This is a genomic window from Pseudomonas sp. BT76 TE3572, assembly GCF_050435365.1.
Lineage (GTDB): Bacteria > Pseudomonadota > Gammaproteobacteria > Pseudomonadales > Pseudomonadaceae > Aquipseudomonas > Aquipseudomonas fluorescens_W.
The window spans coordinates 601,933-617,148 of sequence record NZ_JBNDKE010000001.1 but is presented as its reverse complement, the minus strand read 5'-3'; the positions used below and the strand labels follow the sequence as shown (position 1 = coordinate 617,148).

Here is a 15,216-nt window from a genome sequence, read left to right as displayed (position 1 = left end):
CCGGCCTTTTTATTCCGTTACGTGAGGTCTACATGAAGCCAGAAGTCTTGCAGCTCAGCCCGATCCTGATCCCTGAAATCAACGCGCGGCTCGATGAGCTGTTTACCGTCAGACGTTACTTCCAGCAGGCCGACAAGCAGGCTTATTTGCAGGAATACGGCGCGAACATTCGCGGGGTGATCACCGGCGGGCATACCGGGATCAGCCAGGCACTGATGGCGCAACTGCCCAAACTGGAAGTGGTGGCGGTCAACGGCGTGGGTACCGATGCGGTGGATCTGGCGTACGCCCGGGATCGCGGAATTCGCGTGACCGCAACCATCGGCGCGCTGACCGAAGACGTCGCCGACCTGGCCATCGGATTGTTGATTGCCGTGTGCCGGGGTCTGTGCACCAGTGATCGTTATGTGCGTTCGGGGCAATGGCCCCATAGCCCAACGCCGTTGGCCCCGTTGCCATTGGCGCGTCAGGTGTCGGGCATGCGCATCGGGATCGTCGGCATGGGCCGGGTCGGCCGTGCAGTGGCGACCCGGGCCGCCGCGTTCGGCTGCCCGATCAGTTACACCGATCTGCAGCCGATGAGCGATGTGAACCACACGTTCATTGCCGATCTGAAGCAGCTGGCCAGCAACAGTGATGCGCTGATTCTCGCGGCCGCCGCCGACAAGGCTGAAGCCATCATCAATGCCGAGGTGCTGCAGGCGCTGGGCAAGGACGGGTATCTGATCAACGTGGCGCGCGGCAAGCTGGTCAACGAGGTCGATCTGGTGACGGCACTGGCCGCTGGAGAGATCGCAGGCGCGGCGCTGGATGTGTTTGTCGATGAACCGAACGTGCCCGAAGCACTGTTTGGTAACGAGAACGTGGTGCTGCAACCCCATCGCGCGAGTGCGACGCTGCAGACTCGCACGCGGATGGGCGAGATGGTGGTGGCGAGCCTGGTGGACAGTTTCGCCGGGAGAATACCGCAAGGGTCTGTGACTGACTGAACATTGGCCGCCGAGGAGACGTTGCGTCCCCTCGGCGGCTCGGTGTCAGGTAAACAGATCGACGCCCAGTTGGAAGGCGACCCACAGCGCGAGGCCTGTAGCAAAGAGCAGCGCGATGTTTTCAAACAGGTTGTTGCGATACTTCTTGTCCAGCAGCGACTTCTGGTTGGACATGATCAGCAGGCCAAGGGAAATGACCGGCAAGCCAATGATGTTCAACGCGCTGACACCAATGGTCAGGGTCACGAAATCCGGCATGCCTGGCAGCGACCAAACCAACGGCGTCACGAGGATGAACAGCATGAACCATTTGTGCATCGGATCATGATGAAACTCCTTGCCGTACTTTTCGCGACGTTCAGGACGAACGTGTTGGAAGGCATCGGTAATCAGCATCGGGAACGCGGTGGTCTTGCCTGAAATACTGGCAAACAGTGTCGCGAACACGCCGATGAAGAACACATACCAACCAATCGGGCCGAAGAAAATTTCCAGCGCCTTGCCCAGGTCGCCCAAGGTCTTCACTTCAATGCCGTTGGGCCGCAGGATTTCCGCGCCGACGATCCAGATGGCCAGGTTGATGACGATCCCGACGAACACTGCAAACAGCAAATCGTTACGTTGAACACGCTTGTGCTGCGGTCCTACCCAGCCCTTTTGGCGCATGACATACGGATGCACGAAGTTGGCGATGGAGCCTGCCACCGCGCCGATAACCGATACCGCCACCAGCAGCGCGCCATGCACGCCTTCATCCGGCGGGATACTGAAGCCGATGGTGCCTTTGACAATGCCGACGACATCGGGTCCGGACATCACGGCCAAGGCAATAAAGGCCAGGGTCATGATCGCCAGCAACACCTTCATTACGCCTTCGATCATCGAATAAATATTACGACCCACCAGCATCCACACCGCGAGTACCACCGCCAGTGAACACAGCAGCGGCTGGTCGATTTTCAACAGCATCGCCAGCGACTCACCCGCCCCCTTGATCATGTAGGCGTTCATCAGGTGCCCCATCAGCAGGGCGTAGACGAGCATGAACCAGGCGAAAAAGGGATTGAGCTGCGCATAGCCTTGCAGGATGGTCATGCCCTGGTTATTGCACAGCTGGAAGCGAGCAATGATGTTGACGATCAGGTATCTCAAGAGCAGAGAGACTGCCAGCACCCACATCATTGCGTAACCGTAATTGGCACCGGCCACGGACGATGTGATCAGGTCGCCTGCGCCCAGCCAGGACAGCACGGCGATGATTCCGGGGCCCAGCAGCTTGAGTATTCGGGAAAATCGATTTTGTACGGGCGCCGCAGCCTGGCCTTCGACGGTAGGAATGCTCGTCATAGAGGGTATCTCCATTTATTTTTTTTGTGAGAACGAGCGCAGTCGAACACAACAGATAAGACGTCGTATAACTATTCTTAGGCAAGAGTATGTTGAAATGTTTCCACTCTGGGGTCTGTCCCTATGGCGTTAATCGCAAACTCCCAGAGAATCACGGCTGTCCGAGCAAAACAGGTATTGATGCCATTCAACTACAGTCATAGGATGACCGACCACAACCATAAAAATAAGGGATCACCTGTGAGAAACCCCCTCTTCTTGGCCGCTGCCGTTGTCTACGGTCTCAGCCTGCAAGCCAATGCCGCCACCTTTGCCTATATCTCGAGCCCGGGAGACGGCCTGATTTCCCAGTATCGCCTTGATCAGAACAACGGCGCGCTGAGCCTGATTGAACAGGTCAACGCCGGTGATCAGGTCAACCCCATGGCCATCACCCCTGACGGCAACGTGTTGTTTGCCGCCTTGCGGGTCAAGCCGTTTCAGGTGCTGGGCTACCGCATAAATCCCAAGAGCGGACATTTGACGCCGCTGTCCAAAGCGCCACTGGCTGAAAGCATGGCTTACCTGTCTACCGACAGAAAAGGACACTATCTGCTTGGCGCATCCTATGGTGCCGACACCGTCAGCGTTCAGGCCATCGACAAGGCCTATCAGCCTTCTGCCAGCATCCTGAGCTACAAGACTGGCCCGCATGCGCATTCGGTTCGAACCGACCCGAGCAACCGTTTTGCCTACGCGGGCAATCTTGGCGCGGACCAGGTCCTGCAATATCGCCTTGATGCCAAAACCGGCGCGCTCACCCCCATCGGCAGCGGCTACATCAGTGTCCCGGACAATACCGGGCCTCGACACCTGGCCTTTTCCCCGAATGGCAAATACCTGTATGTGGTCGGTGAAATGAGCGGCACGGTCACAGTATTTTCAATCAATGACAGCACCGGCGCATTGACTCAGATTGCCGTTGCCAATGGCATTCCCGAGCGTTTGAAACTGGCTCACGGCGAAGTGCGTGATGCACATAACAACGACTTGAAGGACGACCCCACACCACGCATATGGGCGGCGGACCTGCGGATCTCGCCCGATGGCACGTTGCTGTTGATGAGCGAGCGCACCAGCAGTTCTGTATCGGCATTCGCGGTTGACCCTTCAACAGGCGGCTTGAGTTTTCTCGAGAACTATCCGGTGGAAGAGAAGCAGCCACGCAATATCGCATTTTCACCCAACGGGCGCTGGTTGCTCGTGACGGGCGAGAAAAGCGAAAAAATCGGCACTTACGCGGTCAGCAAAAACGGCGCCTTGAAACGTGTCGGTGAAGCGGCGTCGGGCAAAGGTGCGTTATGGATTGAGGTACTGCAAACGTCGGTGGAGTAGTCTTCGGGCGGAAAAAAGACGCGACACCTGGAGGTCGGGAGTTGGCTCATTCCGACCTCCATGGTTTGGCGGTCATCCATAAAACGCGGCGCAAGGTGTTTGCCTTGAATCGCCGTGGGTTTCTCCGGGCACATTCGACTGCTGGTTTTTATCCGTTATTTACCGGGTGCGACGGGCAGTAATCAGTCGAGAGTAGCCAATCCGGTGGGTTCGCTTTCGCCCGACAGCGGAGTTCACTCTTCATAATAGGATGATCCCTATCCGGTAATCCCGCCTAAAGCGTCACACCGAAAACCACCACGAGCCATACTGGACTGCCGTTTTTTATTTGATCTTGATCACGACCTTACCTTTGGCCCGGCCTTGGGCTAAATATTCGAGCGCCTCCTTCGCTTGCTCGAACGCAAATACCTTGTCGATCACCGGCCGAATGCGCTCAGACTCGAGCAGTTTGCCAATTTCGTAGAGTTGGGTACCCTCGGGGCGAGCGAAGAGAAATGAATACTCCACGTCTTTTTTTCTCGCCAGCCGCACGATCTTGCGACTCATCAGCCCGAAGACAAACCCGAGGAAGACGTTCAACCGGCGAGCGCGAGCGAACGCTTTATCCAACGGCCCAACGAGGGAAACGATCTTGCCACCAGGCTTGAGGATGTCGACGGACTTCTCGATCGCGTCCCCTTTGATCGTGCCGAGCACCAAATCGTAGCCGCACAGCACTTTCTCGAACGCTTGCTTCTTGTAATCGATCACCTCATCTGCACCCAGGCTGTTCACCATCTGGACATTGGCTGTACTGGTGTTGGTTGCCACCTTGGCCCCCAGGTATTTGGCAAACTGGATCGCAAAGGTACCAATGCCCCCGGATCCCGCAGGGATAAATACTTTCTGGCCTGGTTGAAGATCAGCACGCTCCTTTAGTGCTTGCCACGAGGTGAGCCCTACCATCGGAATTGAAGCCGCTTGCACAAAGTCCAGGTTGGCTGGCTTTGGTGCAGCAACATTCTCAGGTACGACCGCAAATTCGGCGATTGACCCTGTGCCGAGGTCGAACACATTGGCAAAGATGGCATCACCTATCTTGAAGCGGGTTACGCTGCTTCCAACGTCGGTAACGACGCCAGCCAGATCGCTGCCCATAATGGCTGGCAATTTAAACCTCAAGATAGGCTTGAATACTCCTGTGGTGATCATGTTGTCGATGGGGTTTATTCCAGCGGCATGCACCTCGACCAGAATTTCGTTGGGCTTCAACTCTGGGCAAGGAACTTGAGCAAATCCGATTTCAGGCGATTTGCCATAGCGTTTGAAAGTAAGCGCTTTCATAGTGCTCTGATTCCGAAGGGTCCTGTGGTATGTGGGGAAGGCTTGGGCTTCGACAAGATCCGCTCCAGGCCCCTGCTCTACGGGGGCTACGGAAAAGTGGTTTTTTCAATGGAACCCAAACGAATCTTTACGCAAGAAATTCCAGAACCTTGGGCACGAACTCTGCGTGGTGCTGGAAAACGCCGCCGTGCCCTGCGTCCGGGTAGATCACGAGTTGCGCGTGGGGTATGCGGCGGGCTATGTCGTAACTCAGTTCAGTCGGCACCATGATGTCGCTGTCTCCGTTGACGACCAGGACAGGCATGCGTAAGCGGCCAAGGTCTTGCGCCGCCTGCCTGCCCCAGGCCTTGATAGCGTTGAGTTGGCGAAATAGCGCGCGAGGAGTCGGCCCTTTGTCGCGGTCCGATTCGCGCTCCTTCAGCCTTTTCAGGAAGGCACTGGCTGCTTGCCGGCCACTCTTCGTGGAGGTAAAGAACAGATAAGTCTTGGGATCGCGCAGCGTCAACAAACCCTTGAGCATCAGTGGCCAGGACAACGCACCGACGCGGTCAATTCCTTGTCCTCCCGCAGGGCCCGTGCCAGCGAGAATGAGCTTGCGCACCAGACCTGGCGCCTTCAGAGCCAGGTCCTGCGCCACGAAACCGCCCAGCGAAAAGCCCAGTAAGTCGACCTGATCAAAACCCATCGTGCGAATCAGCGCGAGAGTGTCGCGGGCCATCTCATCTACGGTCACCGGTGCAATGCCGCCCGATAACCCGATTCCTCGATAATCAATAGCGATGACTCGGTGTTTACGGGCAAGACCATCGGCAATGCGCGGATCGACGTTATCCAGTACGGCACCCCAATGATTGAGTAGAAAAACAGGGATGCCGGTGTTCAAACCCAACTCGCGGTACGCGAAAGCAGTCTCCCCCACGATGATCAGGTTGTTGGGTGCCTGGACATAAGAGGTTGTCAATTGGGTAAACGGCGTCGAACTGCTCATCAGTAACTCCTCGGATTCGGGCAAGCACGTGATGAGGGTCATGCTTGCGGTCGATAACGCTCGGCGGCATGGGCTTGTCGAATGTCGGACAGCAAGCCTTGGCGCGCCTGGTCCAGCGCATCCCAACGGCTAGCCGCGTGCAGCGGCGGGATTGTGACGAGTTCGCGGCGGTCGAACCCCACCAATGCGGCGTCTACCAATTCTTCAACCTCCATCACCTCGGAGATCGTGTTGAGGTCGATCCCTGCGCGCTCCCAGATTTCAGTGCGGGTTGCCGCCGGCAGAACTGCCTGGACGTATACGCCTTTGGGCGACAATTCCAGATTCAGTCCTTGGGACAGGAACAGCACGAAGGCCTTGGTGGCGCCATAGATCGTCATGCCGAATTCGGGCGCGAAACCCACCACTGATCCAAGATTGACAATTGAACCTGTACCAGATTGCGCAAAGCGTGGAGCGACCGCTGCCGCAAGGCGGGTCAAGGCCGTGATGTTGAGCGTGATAAGCCGTTCAATGGACTCAGCGCTCTGCTGGGCGAAACCGCCGGACTGAGCCATCCCGGCATTGTTTATCAAGATGCCAATGCGAGCGTCGTCGCGCAGACGCGTTTCGAGCGCGGCAAGATCAGCGGGCTTGGTCAAGTCGGCCTGCAGCACTTCAACAGCAACACCGCTGTCTTCTCGCAGGCGTCCGGCCAGGACATGAAGGCGTGCCATGTCTCGTGCGACCAGCACGAGGTCATGGCCACGGCGGGCGAAGCGTTCAGCGTAGACGGCGCCTATACCTGAGGAAGCGCCGGTGATGAGTACGGTCGCAAGCTTTGTCATGAGGTAATTCCTTCGCAAATTGTTCTGACGTGAACTAAGCAGATAAGCGCTTCAGCCGGAGATTGTCGGGTAGTCGGTATAGCCGACAGCGCCGCCACCATAGAGCGTGGCCGGGTTGGGCTGCGCCAGCGGCGCCCCGGTTTTCAAGCGCTCAACCAGATCGGGGTTACTGATGAACGGGCGGCCGAAGGCGAAGAGGTCTGCCTTGCCAGCGTTGAGACGGGTCGTGGCAAGTTCCAGGTTGTAGCCGTTGTTGGCCAGGTAGGCCTGCTTGAACCGCTGGCGTAGTGCGTCGTAGTCGAACTCGGCCACATCGCGCGGGCCGCCGGTCGCACCTTCCACTACATGCAGAAAGGCTATGTTCAGAACATCGAGTTGCTCGGCAATGTAGTCGTATTGCGGTTGCGGATCGCTGCAGGAAATTCCGTTGGCAGGTGAGACCGGTGAGATACGCACTCCGGTGCGACTGGCACCGATCTCTTTCACCACGGCGCTGACAACGTCAATTAGCAGGCGTGCGCGGTTCTCTATCGAGCCGCCGTAGGCATCCGTGCGCTGGTTGGCGCCATCCTTGATGAACTGCTCCAGCAGATAGCCGTTCGCCCCGTGAATCTCCACACCGTCGAAGCCTGAGGCAATGGCATTGGCCGCCGCTTGGCGAAAGTCGTTCACGATGCCTGGCAGTTCGCCCAGCGCCAAGGCGCGTGGCTCGGAAACGTCGATAAATCCGTTATTGACGAAGGTCTTCGTCTGCGCCCGGATTGCCGAGGGCGCGACCGGTGCTGCGCCGCCCGGTTGCACGTCAACGTGAGAAACGCGGCCGACATGCCAGAGCTGTACAAAGATGCGTCCACCCTTGGCATGCACGGCATCCGTGACCTTGCGCCAGCCAGCCATTTGCTCGGGCGTGTAAAGACCGGGTGTGTCCTGATAGCCCTGAGCGTTGGCTGAAACTTGGGTAGCCTCGGTGATGATGAATCCGGCCGAAGCACGTTGGGCATAGTAGGTCGCGGTCAGTTCACTGGGGACCAGTCCGGCGCCTGCACGGTTGCGGGTCAACGGCGCCATCACCACGCGATTAGCGAGTGTCAGGTCGCCAAGGACGTAGGGTTCGAAAAGCGTTTTCTCGGACATTTTGATTAGCTTCTGGTGTTGGGATGCCCGCAATAATTACGATCGAACTCTAAAATGTCAAGGGTTTGATGTCGATCAACATCAATGTATAGTGGCGCGATCACAGCTGGATAAACGTTGTTGGATGAGCGATGAAAGTCACTAAAGAACAGGCGCGGGCCAATCGGGCGCATATTGTTGAAACCGCGTCAGCGCTTTTTCGCGAGCGTGGCTATGACGGGGTGGGTATTGCCGATCTGATGGCGGCGGCTGGCTTCACTCAGGGGGGCTTCTACAAGCACTTCCGCTCCAAAGCCGACCTGATGGCGGAATCGGCAAACTGCGGCATGATGCAATCCGCTGCGCTGACAGTGGGTGCTTCAGCGTCTGAATTCGTTAAGGTTTACCTCTCTCGCGAGCATCGCGACAATCGCGCCGCGGGCTGCACGATGGCCGCGTTGTGCGGGGATGCGGCCCGTAAAGAGGAAGAAGTCCGAGCCACGTTTGCTGCCGGCATCGAGGCCCAACTCGCGGTGTTACAAGACGAACCGGACAGTGCGGATTCAGCTCAGACACGTGCCAAGCGCCTCGCTTTAATGGCTCACGCAGTCGGCGCAATCGCTCTGTCGCGCGCCTGCCCTGACGACTCGCTGCTTGCCGATGAGATTCTCTCGGCGTGCCGCGACGCCATCCTCGCGTCGTTGATGCCATCTAGCACTGAGGCGGATGCGCCCTTGCCCGAACTCAATGCACGTTAACAAAACGATTTGAGTCTCAACGCGCACCATTGGCAAAGCAATGCCAACGCACCTTCGTCAGACGTCACCACTGTCTTCAAAAGCGGTAGCGTGCAGCCGGTTGGGAGTTGCTGAATCCTTGTGCCAAGAAGCCGCGTCAGCGCTCGAAAGCTTCCCATGCCGCAACGTCAGGTACAGGTGGAATGGTGAGACGTGGCAGCGGTCTGAGCGCAGTAACCCATGGGCACGGTGGTAACAGGAACCCTATCGCCGTCTTGCTGGCCGCCGAAGGTACTCCGGGTTCGACGAATGTCTGTTTTTGTGACAAGAGTCGCAGCGCCCACACTGACCTGTTCACGCTTCAATCGAGACATGCCGGCCGGATTACCAAAAACTGTACTTGCATCATCTGCAGAAGAAGATCGACCTGCGAACCTGGTTCCCATCCCGCTGACACTCTGCTCGTTGAACGCGAAGCCACTGGCGAACAACTGCGAAGATGCCAGCGCGACAGCGAGGCCGAGCGGGGTCTTGAGGACTATTTTTTATTACTGGAACTCTACAGTGATCAATGAACGTAGGACCGAGAAACAACAGCCCCCGACAACTCGACTCTCTCGATACTAAGTAAGCATTGCCACAATCTGACGCGCCCAAAGCACCCGTTGACCGCTCTCATTCCAGATCTCCATATCTTGCATGGAGTAGCCGTCGCGGGCCTGTTGATTGAATGCGTTGATCAGAAACCATTGGCCGCCAGCAGCAGGCTGCAGCAAGTCAATGGTCCAAGACGCTGAGGTAATGCCAGCGGGGTCGATAAAGGCATTCGTGTCAGCCAGCAGTAAACTGTCTACCAGCGCGATCAATGCGACAGCGGGGTCAACACCCTGCGCGTCCTGATGACGCACCCACATCAGGAGTTCTGAATTTTCAGCACCTGACACTGGCAGCGACCCTCCCGCTGGACGCATTTCGAAGTGGCATCCGCAAGCGGTTACAACCTGCCTATCCACCTCCTGCACTTGGCAATGCGAAGGTACTTTGTATGACCGACACTCCAATGGCTCAAGAGTCGCTTGCCTGACACGCGGCTCGGCGAACAGCATGGTGGTGCGCAGTGCCAAATCATCGCCAGACATGCAATCCACTGTTACCGAAACCTCCGATCGGCGATGTCGGAACACGCGGCTGTTGAACGTCTGCGCCTGTGTCACAGGGCTTATAAAAGTAACCTGAGCGGACTTGAGGGGCGGCAGCCCCCCTGCACTTCGGTGCAAGATTGCTTGCAGCGATAGCGCCGCAGATAGCCCGTTAAATACCGTTCCACCCTGCAACCAATAAGCAGGAGTCTCAAATGGCTCACCAGGATCAAATTGTTCCACCAGCCGGGCCAACGAAGTCATCTCAGTTCTCCTCTGCGTCTCGAAACGGTCCTGGCTCGCATTGCTCATGCAGATTGAGTACGCGCATCCACATCACTTGCAGACTCAAGTCTGATCCTGAACCAGAGGGAGTACATCGCTGGCAGGAACACCAATGTCAGCACTGTGCCAGCAAACGTACCGCCAATCAGCGTGTACGCCAGCGTGCCCCAGAACACCGAATGGGTCAGCGGAATGAAAGCCAGCATCGCTGCCATCGCCGTGAGGATCACCGGCCGCGCCCGCTGCACAGTGGCTTCGACCAATGCGTCATAAGGCGTCAGGCCGGCTTTCTTATTGGAATGAATCTGACCGATAAGGATCAGCGCGTTGCGCATCAGAATCCCTGACAACGCAATCAGTCCCACCAAGGCGTTGATCCCGAACGGCTGTTGGAACAGCAGAAGAATCGGCACCACACCAATCAGTCCCAGAGGCGCGGTGGCGAACACCATCATCATCGCCGACATCGAGCGCACCTGAATAATGATGGTCAGCAACATCAGCGCGATCATGATCGGGAACAACGGCAGCAAAGCCTTGTTTGCTTTACCCGACTCCTCGATCGCGCCTGCCAACTCAATCCGGTAGCCCACAGGCAACTGTTCAATGACCGGTTGCAGTTGCTTCATCACGGCGCTGGAGACATCTGGTGGCTGCAGACCTTCAGCCACATCACCGCGTACGGTGATGGTCGGTGTACGGTCACGGCGCCGCAGAATGGGCTCCTCCATGCGCGCATCCACCGTCCCGACCTGAGACAGCGACACCCGTTGACCCTGAGCACCAGTCAGCGTGAAGGCGTCAATTTTTGAAGGATCCAGACGTGTATTTCCCGCAGAGCGAGCGACCACCTGGACCGAACGGATGTCTTCACGCACTTGGGTGACAGGCGCTCCGGTCAACAGGAACTGCAGCTGCTGAGCAACATCAGTGGAGGTCAAGCCAAAGGCCTGCAAACGGTCCTGATCCAGTGTGAGATGGAGTGCCGGAGCGCGCTCGCCCATGTCGGTGTTGACGGTTCTCATCATGGGACTGGCAGCCATGACCTCGCGCACCTGTGCGGCGATATCGCGCAACACTGTCCGGTCCGCGCCCATAACCCGAAAGGCCACCGGGTACGGCGAATAAGGACCGAACACCAACTGTGTTACACGCACCCGTGCTTCAGGCGCCAAGCCATCAGCCACGGCTTGCCGGAGCCGGATTTTGAGCGCCTCGCGCTCTTCCTGGCTCGCCGTCAGCACGACGATTTTTGCAAACGAAGGATCGGGCAACTCAGGTGCCATCGCCAGATAGAAGCGTGGCGCGCCCTGACCAATGTAGGCGGTAACTATCCGAGCCTCCGGTTGTTTTGCCAACCACGCCTCGACTTTGGCCGACGCCGAATCGGTTTGCTCGATCGACGTCCCGTACGGCATCTGCACCTCAACCAGCACCTCGGGCCGGTCTGATGTAGGGAAGAACTGTTTCTTCACCACGCCCATGCCAAGAATCGCCACAATGAACAAGGCCACGACGGATATCGCTACGAGGCCTTTACGGCGAATAACCGCCCCCAACAGACGCCTGAAACGCAGGTAATTCGGTGTACCGTAAATCGCTGCATGCCCCCCCTCGGGCACCTTGATCTGCGGCAGCAGTTTGACGCCCAGGTAAGGTGTGAACACCACTGCCACCACCCAAGAGGTAATGAGCGCAATGCCGACGATCCAGAACATATTGGCGGTGTATTCACCGGCCGTAGATTTGGCAAAACCGTTGGGCATAAAGCCAATGGCAGTGACCAGCGTGCCGGACAACATGGGGGCAGCAGTATGGCTCCAGGCATAGGCGGAGGCTTTGATTCGGTCGTAGCCCTCCTCCATCTTCACCACCATCATTTCAATGGCAATGATTGCATCGTCCACAAGCAGCCCCAGCGCCAGAATCAACGATCCCAGCGTTATCCGGTCAAAGTCTTTACCTGTGGCGGCCATGACAATGAACACCGCAGCCAGAGTCAACGGCACCGCCGCAGCGACGACGATACCGACTCGCCAGCCCATGCTGAGGAAGCACACCAGCAACACCACCCCCAGCGCCGCGAAAAACTTGACCATGAACTCGTTGACGGACCCGCCAATATTCACCGCCTGATCGGTGACCTTGGTCAGCGTCATGCCTAAAGGCATTTGCTCATTGATCGACGTTGTCTCGTCGTCGAGCGCCTTACCTAAATCAAGGCCGTTCCAGCCATCGCGCATCACTACGCCGAGCAACAATGCCGGCTCTCCGTTGTTGCGCACCGAGAACGTAGAAGGATCCTCATAACCACGCTTGACCTCAGCCACATCGGATAATTTGAGGGTTCTGCCCTGCACTACCAGCGGCGTATCTCGAATCTTCTGCAAGTCATCAAACGCACCATCCAGTCGGATGAAAACCTGTGGGCCCTTCGCCTCAACCGAACCGGCCGGAGTCATCATGTTCTGCGCGTTCATCGCACTGAAGATATCTCGTGCGGAAACACCCAGTGTCGCCAGACGCTCGTATGAAAATTCGACAAAAATGCGCTCGGACTGCTCACCGATGATATTGACCTTCTTCACTCCCGCCACATGCAGCAGACGCTGGCGCAAGACCTCGGCCTCGCGCACCAGCAAGCGTTGCGGTTCGCCCTTGGCCTTTAGCGCATATAAAGCGAAAGTGACATCGGCATACTCATCATTGACCATCGGGCCGATCACCCCGGACGGCAACCCCTTCTCCTCATCAAGGATTTTCTTGCGTGCCTGGTAAAACTCCTCCGGGACGGCGGAGGGCGGCGTGCCGTCGAGCAGATAAACTGTGGTGAAAGCCAAGCCTGGTCGGGTAAAGGTCTCGGTCCGGTCGTACCAACGCAGTTCCTGCATGCGCTTTTCCAGCTTTTCAACCACCTGGTCCTGCATCTCCTGAGCAGTCGCCCCAGGCCAGGCAGTAACCACCGTCATTTGTTTGATGGTGAAGGCTGGGTCTTCCGCGCGCCCCAGTTTGAAGAAGGCATACAGCCCACCTACGGAAATCAGCAGGATCAAAAACAGCGTGATCGAACGCTCACGCACCGCCAGTGCGGACAAATTGAACCCGATCATCGGCGCACCTCGGCCACCGGTGCTTGGGCGCTGACTGCCATTTGAGACCTGACCCGTTCCCCTTCACTTAACAGATGCGCCCCCAGCGCAACGATACGATCGTCGATCTGGAGGTTGCCCGTAACTCGAGCAGTTTCTGCATTGCTTAGGCTGAGCACCGTGACAGGGCGCCACGTCACCTGCTCAGGCTCGCCCCCAACGGCCCAGACACCAGGACCTTTACCCGCGTCGTAGAGGGCAGCGATAGGCACTTGTAATTCATTGGAATTGGCGACTGGCGTACCGTCTATAGCAACTGAGATGGTCGAACCCAGGATGGCATCAGCAAGCGCGCCCTCCAACACATAGCGCGCCTCAAATGTACGGGTTTGCCGGTCAGCCGAATCGGACAACTGGCGTAAACGCGCGGTGCCTGCACGTTGGTTTTGCCCATAAAGTTCAACCGTCGCCGACGACCCTAATGCAGGACGTAGCGTTTCAGGCAACTGGATCACCGCCTCGCGCTGCCCGGAATGGGCAACACGGACCACTACCTGACCTGCGCCTATCACCTGCCCCGGCTCTGCCAAGGTGTCCACAACAACCCCGTCAGCATCAGCCAGCAAGGTCGAATAGCCGGTAGAGTTTCTCGCCACATCAGCCTGGGCTTTGGCCGCGTTAAGCTGCGCTTTCGCCGACTCGGCAGCCGCTTTGAACCCTGCGTAAGCAGAAGCAGAAACAGCACCAACAGACACCAAATCACGGTAGCGAAGCTCGTCATCGGAGGCCTGCCGGGATCGGGCCATGGCGGCCAGCACCGCTTCCTGCTGCGCCCGCGCGGTCAGCGCCAAATCATTAGCATCGATTCGCATGAGTGGCTGCCCGCGCTTGACGCTCTGCCCAGCGTCCACCAAACGTTCCAGCACTTTCCCAGGAACTCGAAATCCGAGATCGCTCTGAACTCGAGCTGCGACGATACCGGTGAATACGCGATCTGCAGGCACGGAAGGTTGAACCACCGCGATGCGCACCAAGGGCGTTTGGAGGCGAGGATCTGAAGGTATGGCCTCGTTGCATGCGGCTAAGGCAAACGGCAATAAGCCAATGAAAATGAATGGCATGTGGCGGCGCTGGATCATAGAGACCTCTTGGAAGCGGATGCACCATGCTTATTCAAGTGACCAATTATGTCAATGGTCACCATTCAGACAAATGAAAGTTGCCCTGATGATCAGGGCAACACAGAGGGGTTTGAGATCTGATTATTTAGATACGCATGCTGCTGCGGATGCGCAACGGATCCATCAGCCAAGCCTTTTAAGGCATCAGGCCGCGTAGAATGAGGTTGGAAATGAGCCCAGGAGCCTCTTCAACAACATCGAGGTTGTACTGCAACAGCAAAGGATTGATGAAGGGCCGTAGAGCGAGATGAATCGATTCCACTGTCTCGTCCAACGGTGTCTTGCGCTCAAACTCACCGAGTTCCCGCCCCTCTCGCACGATCTGCAGCACGAAGCTCTTGATACGCGCGTCATAAACTCGTGAGCTGGGCCAGCTTTCCGAAGCGGCGAACGCCGCGATGTCATAAAGTTTTCGGTCGTTAAAAAACAGGTCTACACCCTTGGCGATCAAGGTTTTGACCAACCGCCGAAAGCGCTCGGTCGGGGAGATGCCCTCAACATTGGTGGCCTGCTCAACAGCCGCGACGATTTCTGACAGACAATTTCTACAAATAGCCTCACCAATCGCCTGCTTGGAATCGAAGAACTTGTAGATGTAAGCCTTGGAAAAACCGATGGCTTTGGCCAGGTCGGAGACTGTTGTCTTGCTGTAACCGTATTGACTGAAGTGTTCGTTGGCCGCCGCGACAATCTGGTCTCGGATGTCGTGATCGGCTGGGCCGCGGGCGCTTGGCGAAGAAACTGATGGCTGGTTCATGCGAGCAGCTTACGCACCCTGAAGGTGGTTGACAACTTGTGACCAAATTGTAATATCGTCACAA

The 15,216-nt window shown here is 57.3% G+C and carries 12 protein-coding genes and 1 pseudogene; 3 read left to right on the top strand and 10 right to left on the bottom strand.

The window, feature by feature from the left end:
- Positions 1-32: 32 nt before the first annotated feature.
- On the top strand, positions 33-989 hold the full coding sequence (locus tag ABH912_RS02890) for a 2-hydroxyacid dehydrogenase (protein WP_429509566.1): 957 nt from the start codon (positions 33-35) through the stop codon (positions 987-989).
- A gap of 45 nt (positions 990-1,034) precedes the next feature.
- Here ABH912_RS02890 and ABH912_RS02885 read toward each other — a convergent pair whose 3' ends face one another.
- Positions 1,035-2,336 (bottom strand): Nramp family divalent metal transporter, encoded by a 1,302-nt coding sequence (locus tag ABH912_RS02885; protein ID WP_429509565.1) that lies wholly within the window; start codon positions 2,334-2,336, stop codon positions 1,035-1,037.
- Between the two features lie 240 nt (positions 2,337-2,576).
- On the opposite strand from ABH912_RS02885, the gene ABH912_RS02880 reads away from it, so the two are divergent.
- Positions 2,577-3,710: a lactonase family protein gene (locus ABH912_RS02880; protein WP_429513014.1), complete on the top strand. Its 1,134-nt coding sequence runs from the start codon at positions 2,577-2,579 to the stop codon at positions 3,708-3,710.
- A gap of 324 nt (positions 3,711-4,034) precedes the next feature.
- On the opposite strand, the gene ABH912_RS02875 is transcribed toward ABH912_RS02880, so the two are convergent.
- From ABH912_RS02875 to ABH912_RS02860, 4 genes are all read right to left on the bottom strand, one after another.
- Positions 4,035-5,036 carry an NADP-dependent oxidoreductase gene (locus ABH912_RS02875; protein ID WP_429509564.1) on the bottom strand — a complete coding sequence of 334 codons (1,002 nt, stop codon included), beginning with the start codon at positions 5,034-5,036 and terminating at the stop codon, positions 4,035-4,037.
- Between the two features lie 127 nt (positions 5,037-5,163).
- Positions 5,164-6,024, bottom strand: coding sequence for an alpha/beta fold hydrolase (locus ABH912_RS02870; protein ID WP_429509563.1), 861 nt, complete (start codon positions 6,022-6,024; stop codon positions 5,164-5,166).
- A gap of 38 nt (positions 6,025-6,062) precedes the next feature.
- On the bottom strand, positions 6,063-6,851 hold the full coding sequence (locus ABH912_RS02865) for an SDR family NAD(P)-dependent oxidoreductase (RefSeq protein WP_033060770.1): 789 nt from the start codon (positions 6,849-6,851) through the stop codon (positions 6,063-6,065).
- Positions 6,852-6,902: 51 nt separating this feature from the next.
- Positions 6,903-7,985 (bottom strand): alkene reductase, encoded by a 1,083-nt coding sequence (locus ABH912_RS02860; protein ID WP_429509562.1) that lies wholly within the window; start codon positions 7,983-7,985, stop codon positions 6,903-6,905.
- A 131-nt stretch (positions 7,986-8,116) separates the two neighbouring features.
- On the opposite strand from ABH912_RS02860, the gene ABH912_RS02855 reads away from it, so the two are divergent.
- Complete coding sequence (locus ABH912_RS02855) at positions 8,117-8,722, top strand: TetR family transcriptional regulator (RefSeq protein ID WP_033060767.1); 606 nt, start codon at positions 8,117-8,119, stop codon at positions 8,720-8,722.
- Between the two features lie 212 nt (positions 8,723-8,934).
- Here ABH912_RS02855 and ABH912_RS02850 read toward each other — a convergent pair.
- The 5 genes and pseudogenes from ABH912_RS02850 to ABH912_RS02830 all read right to left on the bottom strand — a co-directional run.
- A pseudogene (locus tag ABH912_RS02850) lies at positions 8,935-9,243 on the bottom strand (OmpP1/FadL family transporter); the annotation flags it as partial.
- 81 nt (positions 9,244-9,324) lie between these two features.
- Positions 9,325-10,104: a thioesterase family protein gene (locus tag ABH912_RS02845; RefSeq protein WP_429509561.1), complete on the bottom strand. Its 780-nt coding sequence runs from the start codon at positions 10,102-10,104 to the stop codon at positions 9,325-9,327.
- A gap of 44 nt (positions 10,105-10,148) precedes the next feature.
- The gene (locus ABH912_RS02840) at positions 10,149-13,235 is read right to left on the bottom strand and encodes an efflux RND transporter permease subunit (protein WP_429509560.1); all 3,087 of its coding nucleotides are present in this window, start codon (positions 13,233-13,235) and stop codon (positions 10,149-10,151) included.
- Positions 13,232-14,353 (bottom strand): efflux RND transporter periplasmic adaptor subunit, encoded by a 1,122-nt coding sequence (locus ABH912_RS02835; RefSeq protein ID WP_429509559.1) that lies wholly within the window; start codon positions 14,351-14,353, stop codon positions 13,232-13,234. The genes ABH912_RS02840 and ABH912_RS02835 overlap by 4 nt, the downstream gene beginning before the upstream one ends.
- A gap of 178 nt (positions 14,354-14,531) precedes the next feature.
- Positions 14,532-15,152 carry a TetR/AcrR family transcriptional regulator gene (locus ABH912_RS02830; protein ID WP_033060762.1) on the bottom strand — a complete coding sequence of 207 codons (621 nt, stop codon included), beginning with the start codon at positions 15,150-15,152 and terminating at the stop codon, positions 14,532-14,534.
- Positions 15,153-15,216: the final 64 nt, after the last annotated feature.

Excerpts from the sequence above, each read along its gene's own strand:
- ABH912_RS02835 (WP_429509559.1), bottom strand. The coding sequence starts at position 14,353 with ATGATCCAGCGCCGCCACATGCCATTCATTTTCATTGGCTTATTGCCG.
- ABH912_RS02855 (WP_033060767.1), top strand. The coding sequence starts at position 8,117 with ATGAAAGTCACTAAAGAACAGGCGCGGGCCAATCGGGCGCATATTGTT.
- ABH912_RS02875 (WP_429509564.1), bottom strand. The coding sequence starts at position 5,036 with ATGAAAGCGCTTACTTTCAAACGCTATGGCAAATCGCCTGAAATCGGA.
- ABH912_RS02830 (WP_033060762.1), bottom strand. The coding sequence starts at position 15,152 with ATGAACCAGCCATCAGTTTCTTCGCCAAGCGCCCGCGGCCCAGCCGAT.
- ABH912_RS02870 (WP_429509563.1), bottom strand. The coding sequence starts at position 6,024 with ATGAGCAGTTCGACGCCGTTTACCCAATTGACAACCTCTTATGTCCAG.
- ABH912_RS02890 (WP_429509566.1), top strand. The coding sequence starts at position 33 with ATGAAGCCAGAAGTCTTGCAGCTCAGCCCGATCCTGATCCCTGAAATC.
- ABH912_RS02885 (WP_429509565.1), bottom strand. The coding sequence starts at position 2,336 with ATGACGAGCATTCCTACCGTCGAAGGCCAGGCTGCGGCGCCCGTACAA.
- ABH912_RS02860 (WP_429509562.1), bottom strand. The coding sequence starts at position 7,985 with ATGTCCGAGAAAACGCTTTTCGAACCCTACGTCCTTGGCGACCTGACA.
- ABH912_RS02845 (WP_429509561.1), bottom strand. The coding sequence starts at position 10,104 with ATGACTTCGTTGGCCCGGCTGGTGGAACAATTTGATCCTGGTGAGCCA.
- ABH912_RS02865 (WP_033060770.1), bottom strand. The coding sequence starts at position 6,851 with ATGACAAAGCTTGCGACCGTACTCATCACCGGCGCTTCCTCAGGTATA.
- ABH912_RS02840 (WP_429509560.1), bottom strand. The coding sequence starts at position 13,235 with ATGATCGGGTTCAATTTGTCCGCACTGGCGGTGCGTGAGCGTTCGATC.